The organism is Streptomyces sp. NPDC052023 (assembly GCF_044548465.1).
Taxonomy (GTDB): Bacteria; Actinomycetota; Actinomycetes; order Streptomycetales; family Streptomycetaceae; genus Streptomyces.
Map to the genome: position 1 here is coordinate 206,517 of NZ_JBIUBW010000006.1, position 17,067 is coordinate 223,583.

The window sequence follows — 17,067 nt, forward strand, 5'->3', positions numbered from 1 at the left end:
TCGGCCGCCGTCGCCCGCCCTTGCGGGTCACTACCCTTGGCCCATGACAACGGCTCTGATTACGGGATCGACCGCGGGAATCGGCGCCGCGTTCGCGCGGCGGCTGGCGGCGGACGGGCACAACCTCGTCCTGGTGGCCCGCGACACCAAACGCCTCCGCGAGCAGGCGACCGAACTGCACGACCGGCACGGCATCGAGGCGGAGGTGCTCACCGCGGACCTGGCGACGGACACCGGCATCGAGGCCGTCGCCGCCCGCCTCGCCGACCGCAAGAACCCCGTCGACCTCCTGATCAACAACGCCGGCTTCGGCAACAAGGGCCGCTATCTCGACGTGTCCATGGCCGACGAGCTGAAGATGCTCAAGGTGCACTGCGAGGCCGTGCTGCGGCTGACGTCGGCGGCGACCGAGGCGATGCGGGAGCGGGGACGCGGGGGTGTCGTGAACGTCGCCTCGGTCGCGGCCTTCCTCCCCCGCGGCACCTACGGCGCGTCCAAGGCCTGGGTCGTCCAGTTCACCCAGGGCGCGGCCCGCGACCTGGCGGGCAGCGGCGTACGGCTGATGGCACTGTGCCCCGGCTTCGTCCGCACCGAGTTCCACGAGCGGGCCGGCATGGGCACGGACAACATCCCGAGCTGGATGTGGCTCGACGCGGACAAGCTGGTCGCAGCGGCCCTCGCCGACCTGGCCCGCGGCAAGACCCTCTCCATCCCGGATCCTCGCTACAAGGCCCTCATGGGAGTGGTGAAGGTGGCCCCCCGCGGACTGCTCGGCGGGGTCAGCTCACGGGCGGGACGCAAGTACGGGCCGCAGTGAGCCCGCCGGGGGACAATGGAGGCGTGCACCGGGCCCAGGGGGGACGGGAGGCGGCGCCATGACATTCGTGCAGGTCATCGACTGCAAGACCAGCCGGTTCCAGGAGCTCGACCGGCTGATGGACGCGTGGGTCGAGCAGACCAAGGGCAAACGGACGGCGACGCACAGTCTGATCGGCAAGGACCGGACCGACGCGTCGCACTTCATCGAGATCGTGGAGTTCCCGTCGTACGAGGAAGCGATGCGGAACTCCACGCTGCCGGAGACCGACCGGATCTTCCGGGAGATGGTCGCGCTCTGCGACGAGGCGCCGAGGTTCACGGACCTGGACGTGGTGCGGGACGAGCAGCTGTCCAGCACCACGGTGCGGCGGTTCTTCGCCCTGGCGTCGGAGGCCGGGGAGCTGCCCCCGCTCGACGAGGTCATGGTCGAGCACCATCAGCACCACGATCCGGCGAACGTGGAGGACGTGGTCGGGATGGATCACGTCCGGCGCGAGCTGCGCGTCTGGCGGGACGGCTTCGACTTCGAGTTCACCGTCGAGGACCTGATCGCGGAGGGTGACCGGGTGTGTGCGCGATGGTTCTGGAAGGGCACGCACAAGGGCGAGTTCCTCGGCATCCCGGCCACGGGCAAGGACGTCACCATGACGGGGACGACCGTCTTCCGCTGCGGCGTTGACGGCAGGCTCGCCGAGGCCTGGTGGGAGTACGACCGGCTGGGGCTGATGGAGCAGCTGGGCGCGTTCGAGGAGATGGAACGGTAGACCCGCGAGGGGAAACGGGGAGGCCCGGCACCGTCCGGTGCCGGGCCTCCTCGGTGCGGTCCTGCGTCAGTGCGCGTGGCCGTGACCGTGGCCGTGGCCCGCGGCCTCCGGCTCCTCTTCCTTCTTCTCGACGACCAGGGTCTCGGTCGTCAGCAGCAGGGAGGCGATGGAGGCGGCGTTCTCCAGGGCGGAGCGGGTGACCTTGACCGGGTCGATGACGCCGGCCTTGACCAGGTCGCCGTACTCGCCGGTGGCGGCGTTGTAACCGCTGCCCTTCTCCAGCTCGGCGACCTTGGAGACGATGACGTAGCCCTCCAGGCCCGCGTTCTCCGCGATCCAGCGCAGCGGCTCGACGGCGGCGCGGCGGACGACGGCGACACCGGTGGCCTCGTCGCCCTCCTTGCCGAGGTTGTCCTCCAGCACCTTCACGGCGTGGACGAGCGCGGAGCCACCACCGGAGACGATGCCCTCCTCGACCGCGGCGCGGGTCGCGGAGATGGCGTCCTCCAGACGGTGCTTCTTCTCCTTCAGCTCCACCTCGGTGGCGGCGCCGACCTTGATCACGCACACGCCGCCGGCCAGCTTCGCGAGGCGCTCCTGAAGCTTCTCGCGGTCCCAGTCGGAGTCCGTGGCCTCGATCTCGGCCTTGATCTGCGCGACGCGGCCCTCCACGTCCTCCTTCTTGCCGGCGCCGTCGACGACCGTGGTGTCGTCCTTGGTGACGGTGACGCGGCGGGCGGAGCCGAGGACGTCCAGACCGACCTGGTCGAGCTTGAGGCCGACCTCCTCGGAGATGACCGTGGCGCCGGTGAGGGTCGCCATGTCCTGGAGCATCGCCTTGCGGCGGTCGCCGAAGCCGGGGGCCTTCACCGCGGTGGCGTTGAAGGTGCCGCGGATCTTGTTCACGACGAGGGTGGAGAGGGCCTCGCCCTCGACGTCCTCGGCGATGATCAGCAGCGGCTTCGAGGCGTTGGACTGGATGATCTTCTCCAGCAGCGGCAGGAGGTCCGCGATCGCGGAGATCTTGCCCTGGTGGATGAGGATGTACGGGTCGTCGAGGACGGCCTCCATACGCTCCTGGTCCGTCACGAAGTACGGCGACAGGTAGCCCTTGTCGAAGGCCATGCCCTCGGTGAAGTCCAGCTCCAGGCCGAAGGTGTTGGACTCCTCGACGGTGATGACACCGTCCTTGCCGACCTTGTCCATCGCCTCGGCGATCAGCTCGCCGACCTGCTGGTCCTGGGCGGACAGCGCGGCGACGGCGGCGATGTCGGACTTCTCGTCGATCGGGCGGGCCGAGGCCAGCAGGTCGTCGGAGACGGCCTTCACCGCGGCGTCGATGCCCTTCTTCAGGGCGGCCGGGGAGGCGCCGGCGGCGACGTTCTTCAGGCCCTCGCGGACCAGCGCCTGGGCCAGGACGGTCGCGGTGGTCGTACCGTCACCCGCGATGTCGTTGGTCTTGGTCGCCACCTCCTTCACCAGCTGGGCGCCGAGGTTCTCGTACGGGTCCTCGACCTCGACCTCGCGGGCGATGGTGACGCCGTCGTTGGTGATGGTGGGGGCGCCGAACTTCTTGTCGATGACGACGTTGCGGCCCTTGGGGCCGATCGTCACCTTCACCGTGTCGGCGAGCTTGTTGACGCCGCGCTCGAGGGCGCGACGGGCGTCCTCGTCGAACTTCAGGATCTTCGCCATGGCAGCGGGAGCCCTCTCGGAAAGTCTGCGGTAAATGAACTGCGCCCCGGACGCCCGGCTTCGTTATCGGTCGCGGGTGCCAGGGGCGCAGCTCAAAGCGGTGTGCTGTGGGTGAACTACTTCTCGATGATCGCGAGGACGTCGCGAGCCGAGAGGACGAGGTACTCCTCGCCGCTGTACTTCACCTCGGTGCCGCCGTACTTGCTGTACAGAACGACATCGCCGACGGCGACGTCGAGCGGAAGGCGGTTGCCGTCCTCGAAGCGGCCCGGGCCCACGGCCAGGACGACGCCCTCCTGGGGCTTCTCCTTGGCGGTGTCCGGAATGACCAGGCCAGAGGCGGTGGTCTGCTCGGCGTCGAGCGGCTGGACCACGATGCGGTCCTCGAGCGGCTTGATGGCAACCTTGGAGCTGGTGGTCGTCACGATCCGACCTCCCCCTTCGGAGATCTCACGGGGTTAACTGTCTGAGGTGGCGACCAGGTCGATCCGTCGTCGCGGGTGCCGGACCTGCCCGTCGCTGTGTTGGCACTCTCCAGTGGGGAGTGCCAGAGCCGAGACTATGACTGCGGTTAGCACTCGGTCAAGCGGAGTGCCAGTTGCCCGTGGCGCGTCGGCCGTACGGCACTCGCGTGCGGCGGTGCGCGCAGCGTGCCAGGCGTCCCGGAGAGCCGCCCCGCACCTCCCGGCGTTCCCCTCAGAGGTAGTCCTCCAGCCGCCCCACGGTCAGGCCCGCCTCCTGGACCCGGCGGAGCAGGCGCGTCGTGCGTTCGCGCAGCATGGGCTCGGGGGTCTCGGTCGAGGGGACCGAGACGATGTCACCGGGGCGCAGGCGGGCGGGGCCCTTGGTGAAGGTGAGGTCGGCCGCGTTCATCGTGGCGCGCCAGAGCACGATCGCCTTGATGCCGCAGTCGGCGGCCGCCTTGCGGGTCGTCGTGTCGTACGTGCCGTAGGGCGGGCGGAACAGATGCGGGCGGACACCGAAGCGGGCGCGGAGTTTCTGCTGCTGGCCGCAGATCTCGGCGCGCTGCCCGGCGTACGGCAGCCCGCGCAGGGCGGCGTGGTCGAGGGTGTGGTTCTGCACGCTCGCGCCGACCGAGCGCAGGCGCGCGAAGTGGCCGTAGCCGGGGCCGACGACGCTGTCGGTGAGGAACATGCTCACGGGCAGGCGCAGTTCGCGGACCATGTCGACGAAGCGCGGGTCCTTCTCGGCGCCGTCGTCGAAGGTGAGGAAGACGACCTTGTGGGTGGTCGCGATGCGGTCCAGGACCGGGGCGAGCCCGTCCGCCGGCCGGGCGGGGTGGCGCAGCTGCGAGGGCGGCGCGGAGAGCGGCGCGGACAGCCCCCAGCGGCGGTACGGCGGGGGCTGCGTGGCGGCCGAGCCGGGTGCCGCCCCCGCCTCCACCGACCGCCCGCGGGGGACGTCGGGAGGTGCGCAGCCGGCGAGCAGGGCCAGCAGCACCGCGGCCCCGGCCGTCCACCCGCGCCGAGTCACAGGTAGTCCTCCAGGCGTCCCACCGCGTACCCCTTCGCCGTGATCTTGTCGAGGAAGACGCGGATCATGTCGGGCATCTCGCCCGCCCAGTCGTCGGTGCCCCGGAAGTGGCTGAGGACGATGTCGCCGGGGTGGATGTCGCGGTCCCACTCGCGGTAGTCCCAGCGGTCGACGAAGACCTCCTCGTTCCACAGCGGCACGTGCGTGATGCCGCAGTCCTTGGCGGCGTGCAGGGTGTCGGAGTTGTAGTTGCCGTAGGGCGGGCGGAACAGGCGCGGGCGTTTGCCGTAGCGCTGCTCGATGACGTCCTGCATGCCGCAGATCTCGTCCCTCTGCTCGGTGTAGGACAGGCCGGGCAGATAGGGGTGGTTGAGGGTGTGGTTGTTCAGGGTCACCCCCCTGGCCTGCATCTTCTTGAAGTAGCCGTAGTCCTCGCTCACCAGGTAGTCGCTGAGGAAGGCGGTGTACGGGATCTTCAGCTCGGTCATCATCCGCAGGAACGCGGGGTCCTTCTCGGCGCCGTCGTCGATGGTGAGGAAGACGACCTTCTCCTTGGTGGGGACGGTGGTGAAGACCGGCGGAAGCTTCTGCTCCACGTGTCCGTCCACCTCGAATCCGTCGCGGGTGGCGATGTGCGGCTTGCGCGCGGGCGGTGCCGGCGCCCTCAGCGGGGTCTCCTTCAGGCCCCAGCGCTTCGCGGCGGCGACCCGCGCGGCGTGCTCGGCGCGGAGTTTGGCGGCGTATCCGTCGAGGGCGCGGGCCGGGGGCGCCTTGAGGGGTGGCGGGGGCGCCTCGTCGCTCCGCGCGCAGCCCGAGGCGAGGGAGGCGGCGGTCAGTACGGCGACTCCCGCCATGGTCGTCGAGGCCCTGAGGCGGCCATTCGGCCCTTTTTTGTCATTTTGTACTACTAGTCCCATGGGGCCGGATCTTCCCAGGCCCCACCCCCCAACCCCCGCTGACACCGCCGCCGGCGGCGGACCATCCACCGACTGGCCGACAATGTCCCGGTGAACGACCTCGCCCCTCTCCTCACCCCCGAAGGCCGGGCCCTCCTCGACGAGGTGCGCGGCACCGACCCCGCCCAGGAACTCGCGGTCGCCACCCGGCTGCGCCGCGACCACCCGGCCGACCTGGTGTCGGCGGCGCTCGGTCAGGCGCGGCTGCGGCAGCGTGCGGTGGCCAAGTTCGGGGCGGCGGACGCCGAGCGGATGTACTTCACGGCGCACGGGGTCGAGCAGTCGACGCGGGCGAGCGTGGCGACGTACCGCGCCCGGCGTTTCGCCGAGCTGGGCGTGACCTCCGTGGCCGACCTGTGCTGCGGCATCGGCGGTGACGCGATCGCCCTCGCCCGCGCCGGGATCCGCGTCCTCGCCGTGGACCGCGACGCGCCGACGGCGGCCGTCGCGCGGGCGAACGCCGAGGCGCTGGGGCTGGACGCGCTGATCGAGGTGCGCGAGGCGGACGTCACCGAGGTGGACTTCTCGGCGTACGACGCGGTGTTCGTGGACCCGGCGCGGCGCGGCGGCCGGGGCCGGATCTTCGATCCGGAGGCGTATTCGCCCCCGCTCTCCTGGGCCGTCCGGGCCGCGGCGACCACCCCGCACGCCGCCCTGAAGGTCGCGCCCGGCATCCCGCACGAGGCGGTTCCCGACGTGGCCGAGGCGGAGTGGATCTCGGACGGCGGGGATGTGAAGGAGGCGGTGCTGTGGTTCGGCACCGAGCCCGGCCTGGTGCGCGCCACTCTCCTCCCCGGCCCCCGCACCCTGCGCTCCCGCGGCCTGCCCGACCCGGCGGTTCGCCCCGTCGGGCGCTACCTGTACGAGCCCGACGGCGCCGTCATCCGCGCCCATCTGGTCGCCGAGGTTGCCGCGGAGCTCGGCGGCGGGCTGATCGACGAGACGATCGCGTACGTCACCGCCGACGAGCGGCGCCCCGCACCGTATGCCTCCGCCTACGAGATCACCGACCAACTGCCCTTCAACGTGAAGAAGTTGAAGGCCCTGCTGCGGGAACGGGAGGTGGGGATCCTGACCGTGAAGAAGCGGGGCTCGGCGGTGGAACCGGAGGAGCTCCGCAAGAAGGTGAAGCCGCAGGGACCCCACTCCGCGACGGTGTTCCTCACCCGGGTGGCGGGGGCCCCGACGATGCTGATCGGCCACCCGGCGAGCTGACGGGCGCCCTCAGGACGCGACGACCGCCTTGCCGATCGCGCAGCCCTTGGCCGGCCCCCTCGGGGATCACGGCGTCGGTGCCGTGGGGAACCCGGTGATCATGCCTCGGCCACATGAAGGGTTCCGCGCGGTTCCGCCGCCCCGGCCGCTCGCCCGGGGCCTACCGCAGCGACTCCCACAGCTCCGCCGCCTCCGGCTCCTTCGCCACCACACGGTTGCGGTCCGAGGCCGCCGGCACCACCGGCATCGTCACCGTCTCCACGGCCTCCGCCGGCAGGCCGCTCAGGCTCTCGCCGAGCCTCGTCAGCTCGGGCAGCGAGTCGAGGCCGGTGTCGGTCGTCAGGCTCCCGGTCACCGCGTCCGCGACCTCGTACAGACGGCTCGGGTCCGACAGCAGGCCGGTCGACGCGGCCTGCTCCAGCAGCGCCTTCACGAGCTGGTGCTGAAGGCCTATGCGCCCCAGATCGCTGCCGTCCCCGATGCCGTGCCGGGTGCGGGCCAGGGCCAGGGCCTGCTCGCCGTCGAGGTGGTGGGTGCCGGCCGCCAGGGTGAGCCGGCTGTCCTCGTCCTCGATGTCCGCCCCGGTGGTGACGGTGACCCCGCCGAGCGCGTCCACCAGCCGGGCGAATCCGGCGAAGTCGATCTCGATGTAGTGGTCCATACGGACGCCGGTCATCGACTCGACGGTCTTCACCGCGCACACCGGACCGCCCAGCTCGTACGCGCTGTTGAACATGACGCCCTGGGCCCCGGCCGCGTCCCCGCCCGGCTCCAGCGGGCAGGACGGACGGGTGACCAGGGTGTCGCGCGGGATGCTGACCACGGTGGCCCCCGTGCGTCCGGCGTCGAGGTGCACGACCATCGCCGTGTCGGACCGGGCTCCGGCGCTGTCGCCGCCCCCGAGGGCCTGGTTCTCGGCGCCGGCCCGCGAGTCCGAGCCCAGCACCAGGATGTTCACCGCCTCGCGGGGCGCCGCGGGGGCGGAGACGGAGGTGGAGGGCGTCGGCTTCGCCGGGCGGTCGTCCCCCAGGGCGCCGTTGATGTCGACGCTCTTGATGTTGCCGTTCAGCTGCCAGTAGAGCCAGCCCGCCCCGGCACCGCCGAGCCCCAGCACCCCGGCGAGGAGGAGACCGGCGGTCTTCAGCGCACCCTTCCGCCGGTTCCCCGTGCCGTCTCCTCGGCCTCCCCGGCCTCTGGGACCCCCGTCGCCGTCCCCGTTCCCGCCATGTTCCGTTATGTGTCCCGTCACGAACAGGAACGTACGTCCGAATTGTTTCGCGTGGGGACGCGAACCCTGTTTTCTTCGGAGAATCTAAGACTTCTCAGACGTCCGGCAGTCCGGACGCCTCACTCCTCGTCCACCGGCTCGAACCGCCACCGGTGCACCGCCCGCGTGACCAGCTCCCCGTCCGGCTCCGGCAGTTCCGGGAGGACGGCGTCGTGGGCCTCGTCCCACCAGGTGATGACGAGGACCCGGTCCTGCGGGGCGCGGAAGGTCTCCCGGCGCAGCGGCCCGGGGACGAGACGCTGTGCGCGCGCCCACGCCAGCAGCTCCTCGCCCCGCCCGGGAACCGCCCGCGCCTCCCACATCAACGCGACCGTCACGAGTACAGGTTCTCCTTGCTGACCTCGTGCACATGGTCGTGCCCGGGCACGTGCGGGTCCGTCACCGGCAGTGACGAGTCCGCCGACAGGTCCCAGCCGGACGCCGGCCGGTTGCGGGCCACCATCTCCGCGCCCAGCGCCGCGACCATCGCGCCGTTGTCGGTGCACAGCTTGGGCCGGGGCACCCGCAGGCGGATGCCGGCGGCCTCGCAGCGCTCCTGTGCGAGGGCGCGCAGCCGGGAGTTGGCGGCGACACCGCCGCCGATCATCAGGTGGTCGACGCCCTCGTCACGGCAGGCCCGCACGGCCTTCCGGGTCAGCACGTCCACGACCGCCTCCTGGAAGGACGCCGCCACGTCCCGCACCGGCACGTCCTCGCCGGCCGCCCGCTTGGCCTCGATCCAGCGCGCCACCGCGGTCTTCAGCCCGGAGAAGGAGAAGTCGTACGCCGGGTCGCGCGGGCCGGTCAGGCCGCGTGGGAACGCGATCGCCTCCGGGTCGCCCTCGCGCGCGTAGCGGTCGATGACCGGGCCGCCGGGGAAACCGAGGTTCAGCACCCGGGCGATCTTGTCGAAGGCCTCGCCGGCCGCGTCGTCGATGGTGGCGCCCATCGGCCGCACGTCGGAGGTGATGTCGGAGGAGAGCAGCAGCGACGAGTGGCCGCCGGACACCAGCAGCGCCATCGTCGGCTCGGGCAGCGGCCCGTGCTCCAGCTGGTCCACGCAGATGTGCGAGGCGAGGTGGTTGACGCCGTACAGGGGCTTGCCGAGTGCGTACGCGTACGCCTTCGCCGCCGACACGCCGACCAGCAGCGCGCCCGCCAGCCCCGGCCCGGCCGTCACCGCGATGCCGTCCAGGTCCTTCGCGCCGACCCCCGCCTCCTTCAGCGCCCGGTCGATGGTCGGGATCATCGCCTCCAGGTGCGCGCGGGACGCGACCTCGGGCACCACGCCGCCGAAGCGGGCGTGCTCGTCGACGCTGGAGGCGACGGCGTCCGCGAGCAGTGTGGTGCCGTGCACGACGCCCACACCGGTCTCGTCGCAGGAGGTCTCGATCCCCAGCACCAGGGGTTCGTCAGCCATGTCGGATCTCGGTTCCTTGTACGGAGGTTGCTGGGTCGGTCAGGCGCATCACCAGGGCGTCCACGTTCCCCGGCTGGTAGTAGCCGCGCCGGAAGCCGATGCCCTCGAAGCCGAAGCGCTCGTAGAGCTTCTGCGCGCGGACGTTGTCCACCCGGCATTCGAGCATCACCTCGGTGCACTCGAACGCGGTCGCCGCCCGCAGCAGTTCGGTCAGCAGCCGTCCGCCGAGGCCGCTGCCCCAGTAGTCGCGGGCGACGGCGATCGTCTGGACGTCGGCGATGTCACCGGCGGCGGCGAGCCCGGCGTACCCGGCGATCCGGTCGCCGTCCTGGGCGACGAAGTACCGCCGGGTCGCGCCGGGGCCGCGGGCGTGGGCGAGTTCGGACCAGAACATGCCGCGCGACCAGGCGTCGTCGGGGAACAGGTTCCGCTCCAGCTCCAGCACGGCGTCGATGTCCCACCAGCGCATCTCCCGCAGCACGGGCGTCACGGGCTCGGTCACCTCGGTCACTTGGGCGTGACCACCTTGTAGTTCTTGGGCACCTGGGCGTCCGGGCGGCGCAGGTAGAGCGGCCGGGCGGGGGGCAGTTCCTCGCCCTTGTCCAGCCGCTCGACGGCGAGCCGGGCGAGCGCGGCGGCCGAGACGTGCTCGGGCTCGTGCGCCACCGGGAAGGTGTCCGGGTAGAGCAGCGCGCCCCCGCCGACGGCGGGCAGGCCCTCGACCTGCCCGGCGATGTCGGCGGGCCGGTCGACGGCCGGGTCGGTGACGCGGGTACGGGAGTCGTCGTACCGCGCCCAGTAGACCTCCTTGCGCCGGGCGTCGGTCGCCACGACGAAGGGCCCCTCCATGTCGGTCGCGTAGGCGAGTCCGTCCAGCGTGCACACGCCGTGCACGGGGACGCCGAGGGCGAGCCCGAAGGTGTCGGCGGTCATCAGCCCGACGCGCAGCCCGGTGTACGGCCCCGGGCCGATGCCTACGACGATCCCGGTGACGGCGTCGAGTTTCGTTCCGGTGTCGGTCAGGACGCGATCGACGGCCGGAAGCAGCAGCTCACCGTGCCGGCGGGCGTCCACCTGGCTCGACGAGGCGATGACGTCCGTGCCGTCGTGCAGGGCGACGGTCACGGCGGGGGTGGCGGTATCCAGAGCGAGCAAGAGCACGCATTCAGCGTACGGCTCCTCGCGCCCGGTGGCCGACGCCATGGCACCGACGGCCCCCGGCGGCCCCGACACGGTGCCCGGTCGCGGCCACGGCCGCCCCGATCCATCCCCTGAGTGCTGCTACCGTCACCTAACGTAACCACACCCCAGGACGGACGACGCGGAGGTGGGCGCCGTGGCCAGCACCAGCGCCGGAATCGTGACCGGGCTGACGGCGGCCGCCCTCACGGCGGTCGGCTTCCTCGCCTACCAGGCGGCGGCGACCGTCCCCGCCGGGCTGTCGCCGGACGGCGCCGGTGGCTCGCCGGCGGCGGTCGCGTCCAAGGCCCCCCGGGACAAGCGTCACGCCACCGCCCTGCCCGGCGGCTCCGGCACCGGCGAACGGGTCGTGTACTCGCTCGACGACGACCGGGTGTGGCTGGTCGGCCCGCGCAACACCGTGCAGCGCACGTTCAGGGTCATGCCCAGCGCGGTCGACCCGGCGCCGGGCACCTACGCGGTGACCTCCCGCTCCGGCGAGACCACCGGATCCGACGGCACCCCCGTCGAGCACGTCGTCCGTTTCACCAGCGTCGACGGGGTGGTCATCGGCTTCAGCGCCGCCGTCGACGGCTCCACGCTGCCCCCCGACCCGGCGGTGCGCACCGGGGGCATCCGGGAGACGCAGGAGGACGGGGACGCGATGTGGATGTTCGCGACGATCGGGCAGAAGGTCGTCGTCATCCGCTAGGCAGGCGCCGGCATCGTGCGCCGCCGGGCGCTTGTCCGCTGCCCGCTATGCGGCCTCGCGGTGTTCCACCCGCTGCTGGGGCGCCGGCGGCTCAGGGGCGCGCGGTGGGGTGGAGATCGCGGCCGCGGCGGCGCAGGACGCCAGCAGATCGCGCATGGACGGCCCGGCGGGCGGGCGCTGCGGTGTGCGGTCCGTGGTCGGCATGACGCCTCCTGAGGGCGGGGGCGGAGCTGGCCGGGCGTAAGTTAGGTACACCTAACCAGCGACTGGATACCATGTGACCACGTCCGGGTCCCCGGACGCAATATCTTGCCGACGTCTTGTCGGAACGTCTTGCCGGAACGTCTCTTGAGGTGACGGCCCGTGACCGTCTCCCCTCGGTCACGCCGACAGCGACGCCAGATCCACCGCCGCCCAGCGCTCACCGAGCCCCGTCAGCGTCACGTGCCGTACTTCGTCCGTCGTGTCGCCCACGGCGCGGTGGATGGTGAGGTGCAGCCGGTCCTCGGTCAGCTCCTCGACCTTGCCCTCGCCCCACTCCACGACGACCACGGACTCGGGCAGCGAGACGTCGAGGTCGAGGTCCTCCATCTCGTCCAGCCCGCCGCCCAGGCGGTACGCGTCCACGTGGACGAGCGGCGGCCCGTCGGCCAGGGACGGGTGCACGCGGGCGATCACGAACGTCGGCGAGGTCACCGCCCCGCGCACTGCGAGACCCTCGCCGAGCCCCCGGGTCAGCGTGGTCTTGCCCGCGCCGAGCTCCCCGCTGAGCATGACCAGGTCTCCGGCGCGCAGCAGTTTGGCGAGCCGGCGGCCGAGGTCGCGCATCTGCTCGGGCGAGTGGACGATCAGCTCGGTCTCAGCCGGGTGGTGCGGTGCCGCTGGTGCTTCCATAGCCACCCACGGTAGCCCCTGCCGGCACGGCACCCGCGCGGGTCAGCAGGTCGGCGAGCCGGTCGGTGACCACTTCCGGGTGCTCCAGCATCACCAGGTGCCCCGCGTCCGGTACGAGGACCAGCTCCGCGTCCGGCAGCAGATCGGCGATGGCCTCGCTGTGCTCGCTCGGCGTGACGAGATCCTTGAGCCCCGCCAGCACCAGAACGGGCAGCTCCGCGAAGTGGGCGAGCGCCTCGGTCTTGTCGTGGTCGGTGAATGCCGGGTAGAACTCGGCGACCACGTCGATGGGCGTGCCCTCGATCATCCGCTCGGCGAACCGCGCCACGGCCGGATCGATGTCCCGGGAGGCGAACGAGTACCGCTTGATGATCCCGGCGAACAGATCGGCGACCGCCCGCCGCCCCTTCTCCACCAGCTCCGCCTGCTGTCCCAGCGCCCGCAGCACGCCGGGCAGCACCCGCCGCACCGCGTTGACGCCGGCGACGGGCAGCCCGAAGTTGACCTCGCCGAGCTTCCCCGACGACGTACCGACGAGCGCGACCGCGACCACCCGGTCACGGATCAGCTCGGGACACTGCGCGGCCAGGGCCATCATGGTCATGCCGCCCATGGAGTGCCCGACCAGCACGATCGGCCCCTCGGGCACGGCCGCGTCGATCACGGCCTCCAGATCCCGCCCGAGCTGGTCGATGGTGACCGGCGCGCCGTCCTGGACCTGCGCCGCCCCGCGCCCGGACCTGCCGTGGCTGCGCTGGTCCCAGTGCACGGTCCGGACGACGCCCCGCAGTGCCGCCCGCTGGAAGTGCCAGGAGTCCTGGCTGAGGCAGTAGCCATGGCTGAAGACGACGGTGACGGGTGCGGGTGCCTTGCGCCCGAACAGCCGGCGCCGCCGCGGCGCGACGCCCGCCTCGGCCTCCACCTCGTCCACCTCGTAGTACAGCTCCGTGCCGTCGTCGCCGTACGCCCGGCCCGGCGTGCCGCGCAGCGCGCCGTACGGTCCCGTCGAGTCGAGGGCGAGCCGGGCCTTTCTGCGCATGCCGCGCCCGACGGTCATCCGTTCTATCGCGACGCCGGCGGCCGCGCCGGCCGCGATCACGCCTATCGCGGCGCCGGCGACACCGGTCACCTTGCGCCAGTTTCCGGCCACCCCCGTGGCGGAAGCGACGGCCGCGGCGGCGTCGGCAACGCCCTCCGCCCTGCTCTCGCTCACGTACCGCTCCTCTTCGCCGGATCGTTGTCGTTCGTCTGTGGGTCTATGGGTCTGTGGGTCTATGGGTCTGGTGGAACTGCTGGGTCCGTTCCGCCTGTTGACGGGTCCGTGGACTTCGCCTCCGGCGGGTTACCCGTCTTGTTCCCCGTTCACCTACCCCTGAGGGGCTGTTCCCGGCCGACCTCGGTATCGACGTAGACGCGCGGGACGCGCGTTCCGATCCGGGTCACGATCTCGTACGCGATCGTCCCCGCCGCCTGCGCCCAGTCCTCGGCGGTGGGCTCCCCCCGGTCACCGGGGCCGAAGAGCACCGCCTCCGCCCCCGCCGGTGGCTCGTCTCCCCCCATGTCGACGACGAACTGGTCCATCGCGATCCGCCCCGCGACGGTTCGCCACTTACCGCCGATCAGCACCGGCCCGGTCCCCGAGGCGTGCCGCGGGATGCCGTCGGCGTAACCGAGCGGGACGAGGCCCAGGGTGGTCTCGCCGGGGGTGGTGTAGCGGTGGCCGTAACTGACCCCGTGCCCGCCCGGCACCTGCTTCACCAGCGCCAACGACGCCGAGAGCGTCATCACCGGCCGCAGCCCGAAGTCGGCCGGCGTGCCGATCTCGGGGCTGGGCGAGATCCCGTAGAGCGCGATTCCCGTGCGGACGAGATCGAAGTGGGCCTCGGGAAGGGTGAGGGTGGCGGGCGAGTTGGCGATGTGCCGCACCTCGGGGCTGACGCCCTCGCCCTCGGCGTACGACACCATCTCCCGGAAGCGGCCGAGCTGGAGGGCGATGGAGGGATGCCCGGGCTCGTCGGCGCACGCGAAGTGCGACCACAGTCCCGTGACCCGGACGAGCCCCTCGGCCTCCGCCTGCACCGCCGCCTCGACGAGTTCGGCCCAGTCGTCGCCGGGCTGGCACCCGTTGCGCCCGAGGCCGGTGTCGGCCTTGAGCTGCACGCGCGCGGGCCGCCGCGCCTGCCGGGCGGCCTCCAGGACCTCGCGCAGGGCCCACATCCCGCTCACGGACACGTCGATGTCGGCCTCGACGGCCGCACGCCAGGGTCCCCCGGGCGTCCACAGCCAGCACATGATCCGGACGTCCGCCGGGATGCCCTCCGCCGCCCGCAGCGCCAGGGCCTCCTCGGGCGTGGCGGTGCCCAGCCAGCCGGCTCCGGCCGCCACGGCCGCCCGCGCGCACGGCAGCGCGCCGTGCCCGTAGGCCTCGGACTTCACCACGGCCATCAGGGCCGCGCCGGGCGCATGGGCGCGCAGGGCCCGCACGTTGGCGCGCAGCGCGCCAAGATCGATCTCAGCCCGACCGCGCAACGGGGCGGTGTCCGGCAACTGTGCAGTGGTACTCATCGCGCCCAGTCTCTCAGAGCGGTCGGACATCCCTTCGACCCCGACCCCACCGGCCCGTCGCCGCTCCGCCCCTGCCCCTGCCGGCCCTCACCCACCAGTGCCGTCCCCTCGACGCGCGCTCCAGATCCCCGGGCCGACCGCCACTCGACCTCAGGCCTCGCGCCTTCGGGCGCCCCTCCGCTGAGCCCCGGCCGCATGCCTCAAGCCGACCCGCCACTCGGCTCCCGCCGCAGCCCCGAGCCGACCTCGCCACTCGCCCCCGCCGTATGCCTCAAGCCGACCGGCCACCGCCTCATGCCGACCCCGCTACTCACCCCCCGCCGCATGCCCCGAGCCGACCCGCCACTCGCCCCCGGCCACCGTGGCCCCGGGCAGACCCGTACATACACACCCCGCCCCGTGCCCCAGGCCGACCCCGGTCACCTGGGCCCATCGACCCGTCCTCACCCCGGCCGCCCGGACCCCTGACCCATCTGCACCCACCCCTGTGCCCAAGACCGACCCGCACCCCTACCGCTTCCGCGCCTCCCCACAGGCCCAGGCCGGTACCTGCTCACTCCCGCCGTACATCCCGCCAGGCCCCCGGGATCGCCCCCGCCACGTCCAGCGCCCCCACCGGCGCCCCGTCAGCGGCGAACCTCCCTGCCAGCCCGTGCAGATAAGCCCCCACACTCCCCGCGTCCCGTGCCGAGAGCCCCGCCGCCAGCAAGGACCCGGCGAGTCCCGAGAGCACGTCCCCGCTCCCTGCCGTGGCCAGCCACCCCGTCCCGGTGGCGTTCACCCGCACGGCCACGCCGCTTTCCGGGTCGGCCACCAGCGTCGTGGACCCCTTCAGCAACACGGTCGCCCCGTACCGCCCCGCCAACTCCCGCGCGGCTGCGAGCCGGGCCCCCTCGACCTCCTCCCGGCTCACCCCCAGCAACGCCGCCGCCTCCCCCGCGTGCGGAGTCATCAGCGTCGGCGCGCTCCGCCCCCGCACCGCCCCGGCCTCCGCCAGCCGCAACCCGTCCGCGTCCACCAGCACCGGCACATCGGCCCTCAGCACCTCGGCCACCGGGCCCGCGTCGTCCCCGGCCCCTGGCCCCACGACCCACGCCTGCACGCGCCCCGCCCGCCGCGGTCCCTGATCCGACACCAGCGTCTCGGGGAACCGCGCGATCACCGCGTCCGCGGCCGGCCCGACGTACCGTACGGCCCCCGCCCCACCCCGCAGCGCCCCGGCGACCGCCAGCACGGCGGCCCCCGGATACCGGGCCGACCCGGCGGCGATCCCGACGACCCCGCGCCGGTACTTGTCGCTCTCCGGCGCCGGCACCGGCAGCAGAGCGGCCACATCCGCGTGCTGCAGGGCCTCCAGCTCGACGCCCGTTCCAGGCAGCTCCAGCCCGATGTCGACGAGCCGCACCGACCCGGCGTACTCCCGCGCGGGATCCACCAGCAGTCCCGGCTTGTGGGTCCCGAACGTCACTGTCAGATCGGCCCGGACAGCCGCACCCCGTACCTCCCCGGTGTCGGCGTCGACCCCACTCGGCAGGTCGACGGCGACCACGGCCGCCCGCGCGCGGGCGGCGGCCGCCGCCAACGGCACGGCTTCGGCCCGCAGCCCGCCCTTCCCCCCGATTCCCACAATCCCGTCGACGACCAGATCGGCCCGCTCGATCAGCCCCTCCGCCCCGCCCGGCCCGGCCGCGGAGCCCCCCGCCCGCCGTAGCGCCGCAAGCCCACCCGCATGGGCCCGCTCAGGGGACAGCAACACAGCCGTCACCCCTGCCCCCCGCCGCGCCAGCCGCGCGCCCGCGTAGAGGGCGTCGCCCCCGTTGTCACCGCTGCCGACCAGCAGCACCACGCGGCTGCCGTACACCCGCCCCAGCAACTCCGCGCAGGTGACGGCGAGCCCGGCCGCGGCCCGCTGCATCAACGCCCCCTCCGGAAGCCGCGCCATCAACTTCCGCTCGGCCGCCCGAACCGACTCCACGCTGTACGCAGTACGCATACGCCGAGTCTCCCGCACACCACCGGCACCGTCGCACCCATCGACGCGTTGCCACCCCATTGCCGTGGACAGCGGAACGCGTCCGACCGGCTGA

18 protein-coding genes are annotated in these 17,067 nt (G+C 72.7%); 4 read left to right on the forward strand and 14 right to left on the reverse strand.

From position 1 onward, the window contains the following. Positions 1–43 precede the first annotated feature (43 nt). Positions 44–817, forward strand: coding sequence for an SDR family NAD(P)-dependent oxidoreductase (locus tag ACIHCM_RS15730; protein ID WP_399895162.1), 774 nt, complete (start codon positions 44–46; stop codon positions 815–817). Positions 818–875: 58 nt separating this feature from the next. Continuing rightward, on the forward strand, positions 876–1,583 hold the full coding sequence (locus tag ACIHCM_RS15735) for an ester cyclase (RefSeq protein ID WP_399895165.1): 708 nt from the start codon (positions 876–878) through the stop codon (positions 1,581–1,583). Positions 1,584–1,649: 66 nt separating this feature from the next. Here the strand turns inward: ACIHCM_RS15735 and groL are convergent, their stop codons facing one another. From groL to ACIHCM_RS15755, 4 genes are all read right to left on the reverse strand, one after another. Then, positions 1,650–3,278, reverse strand: a complete 1,629-nt coding sequence (gene groL / locus ACIHCM_RS15740) for a chaperonin GroEL (protein WP_399895169.1) — start codon at positions 3,276–3,278, stop codon at positions 1,650–1,652. A gap of 116 nt (positions 3,279–3,394) precedes the next feature. Then, complete coding sequence (gene groES, locus ACIHCM_RS15745; RefSeq protein ID WP_201876789.1) at positions 3,395–3,703, reverse strand: co-chaperone GroES; 309 nt, start codon at positions 3,701–3,703, stop codon at positions 3,395–3,397. Positions 3,704–3,974: 271 nt separating this feature from the next. Beyond that, positions 3,975–4,772: a polysaccharide deacetylase family protein gene (locus tag ACIHCM_RS15750; RefSeq protein ID WP_399895172.1), complete on the reverse strand. Its 798-nt coding sequence runs from the start codon at positions 4,770–4,772 to the stop codon at positions 3,975–3,977. Then, entirely contained in the window at positions 4,769–5,689 is a 921-nt protein-coding gene (locus ACIHCM_RS15755) for a polysaccharide deacetylase family protein (RefSeq protein WP_399895176.1), read from the reverse strand. Before ACIHCM_RS15755 ends, ACIHCM_RS15750 begins: the two co-directional genes overlap by 4 nt. Positions 5,690–5,779: 90 nt before the next feature. On the opposite strand from ACIHCM_RS15755, the gene ACIHCM_RS15760 reads away from it, so the two are divergent. After that, a complete protein-coding gene (locus ACIHCM_RS15760; protein WP_399895178.1) occupies positions 5,780–6,943 on the forward strand; it encodes a methyltransferase domain-containing protein in 1,164 nt (387 codons plus the stop codon). Positions 6,944–7,103: 160 nt separating this feature from the next. Here ACIHCM_RS15760 and ACIHCM_RS15765 read toward each other — a convergent pair whose 3' ends face one another. The 5 genes from ACIHCM_RS15765 to tsaB all read right to left on the reverse strand — a co-directional run bounded on the left by ACIHCM_RS15765 (position 7,104) and on the right by tsaB (position 10,791). Further along, positions 7,104–8,192, reverse strand: coding sequence for an LCP family protein (locus ACIHCM_RS15765; protein WP_399895181.1), 1,089 nt, complete (start codon positions 8,190–8,192; stop codon positions 7,104–7,106). 98 nt (positions 8,193–8,290) lie between these two features. Next, entirely contained in the window at positions 8,291–8,548 is a 258-nt protein-coding gene (locus tag ACIHCM_RS15770) for a hypothetical protein (protein ID WP_399895184.1), read from the reverse strand. Next, on the reverse strand, positions 8,545–9,630 hold the full coding sequence (gene tsaD / locus ACIHCM_RS15775) for a tRNA (adenosine(37)-N6)-threonylcarbamoyltransferase complex transferase subunit TsaD (RefSeq protein WP_399895187.1): 1,086 nt from the start codon (positions 9,628–9,630) through the stop codon (positions 8,545–8,547). Before tsaD ends, ACIHCM_RS15770 begins: the two co-directional genes overlap by 4 nt. After that, the gene (rimI, locus tag ACIHCM_RS15780; protein WP_399895574.1) at positions 9,623–10,132 is read right to left on the reverse strand and encodes a ribosomal protein S18-alanine N-acetyltransferase; all 510 of its coding nucleotides are present in this window, start codon (positions 10,130–10,132) and stop codon (positions 9,623–9,625) included. The genes tsaD and rimI overlap by 8 nt, the downstream gene beginning before the upstream one ends. A 5-nt stretch (positions 10,133–10,137) precedes the next feature. Further along, positions 10,138–10,791, reverse strand: coding sequence for a tRNA (adenosine(37)-N6)-threonylcarbamoyltransferase complex dimerization subunit type 1 TsaB (gene tsaB, locus ACIHCM_RS15785; protein ID WP_399895190.1), 654 nt, complete (start codon positions 10,789–10,791; stop codon positions 10,138–10,140). A gap of 175 nt (positions 10,792–10,966) precedes the next feature. Between tsaB and ACIHCM_RS15790 the strand changes: the two genes are divergently transcribed. Next, positions 10,967–11,521: a hypothetical protein gene (locus ACIHCM_RS15790; protein ID WP_399895194.1), complete on the forward strand. Its 555-nt coding sequence runs from the start codon at positions 10,967–10,969 to the stop codon at positions 11,519–11,521. A gap of 45 nt (positions 11,522–11,566) precedes the next feature. On the opposite strand, the gene ACIHCM_RS15795 is transcribed toward ACIHCM_RS15790, so the two are convergent. The 5 genes from ACIHCM_RS15795 to ACIHCM_RS15815 form a co-directional block, all read right to left on the reverse strand. Next, positions 11,567–11,725, reverse strand: coding sequence for a hypothetical protein (locus tag ACIHCM_RS15795; RefSeq protein WP_399895196.1), 159 nt, complete (start codon positions 11,723–11,725; stop codon positions 11,567–11,569). Positions 11,726–11,902: 177 nt separating this feature from the next. Further along, entirely contained in the window at positions 11,903–12,415 is a 513-nt protein-coding gene (tsaE, locus tag ACIHCM_RS15800; RefSeq protein ID WP_399895199.1) for a tRNA (adenosine(37)-N6)-threonylcarbamoyltransferase complex ATPase subunit type 1 TsaE, read from the reverse strand. Next, a complete protein-coding gene (locus ACIHCM_RS15805) occupies positions 12,381–13,628 on the reverse strand; it encodes an alpha/beta fold hydrolase (RefSeq protein WP_399895202.1) in 1,248 nt (415 codons plus the stop codon). The genes tsaE and ACIHCM_RS15805 overlap by 35 nt, the downstream gene beginning before the upstream one ends. A 149-nt stretch (positions 13,629–13,777) precedes the next feature. Continuing rightward, positions 13,778–14,980, reverse strand: a complete 1,203-nt coding sequence (alr, locus tag ACIHCM_RS15810) for an alanine racemase (protein WP_399895205.1) — start codon at positions 14,978–14,980, stop codon at positions 13,778–13,780. A 553-nt stretch (positions 14,981–15,533) separates the two neighbouring features. Next, positions 15,534–16,973 (reverse strand): NAD(P)H-hydrate dehydratase, encoded by a 1,440-nt coding sequence (locus ACIHCM_RS15815; RefSeq protein ID WP_399895209.1) that lies wholly within the window; start codon positions 16,971–16,973, stop codon positions 15,534–15,536. Between the last annotated feature and the right edge of the window lie 94 nt (positions 16,974–17,067).

What these genes read in the sequence shown, in the direction of transcription:
- ACIHCM_RS15730 (WP_399895162.1), top strand. Translation starts at nt 44, where the DNA reads ATGACAACGGCTCTGATTACGGGATCGACCGCGGGAATCGGCGCCGCG.
- ACIHCM_RS15735 (WP_399895165.1), top strand. Translation starts at nt 876, where the DNA reads ATGACATTCGTGCAGGTCATCGACTGCAAGACCAGCCGGTTCCAGGAG.
- groL (WP_399895169.1), bottom strand. Translation starts at nt 3,278, where the DNA reads ATGGCGAAGATCCTGAAGTTCGACGAGGACGCCCGTCGCGCCCTCGAG.
- ACIHCM_RS15755 (WP_399895176.1), bottom strand. Translation starts at nt 5,689, where the DNA reads ATGGGACTAGTAGTACAAAATGACAAAAAAGGGCCGAATGGCCGCCTC.
- tsaD (WP_399895187.1), bottom strand. Translation starts at nt 9,630, where the DNA reads ATGGCTGACGAACCCCTGGTGCTGGGGATCGAGACCTCCTGCGACGAG.
- ACIHCM_RS15795 (WP_399895196.1), bottom strand. Translation starts at nt 11,725, where the DNA reads ATGCCGACCACGGACCGCACACCGCAGCGCCCGCCCGCCGGGCCGTCC.
- tsaE (WP_399895199.1), bottom strand. Translation starts at nt 12,415, where the DNA reads ATGGAAGCACCAGCGGCACCGCACCACCCGGCTGAGACCGAGCTGATC.
- alr (WP_399895205.1), bottom strand. Translation starts at nt 14,980, where the DNA reads ATGAGTACCACTGCACAGTTGCCGGACACCGCCCCGTTGCGCGGTCGG.
- ACIHCM_RS15815 (WP_399895209.1), bottom strand. Translation starts at nt 16,973, where the DNA reads ATGCGTACTGCGTACAGCGTGGAGTCGGTTCGGGCGGCCGAGCGGAAG.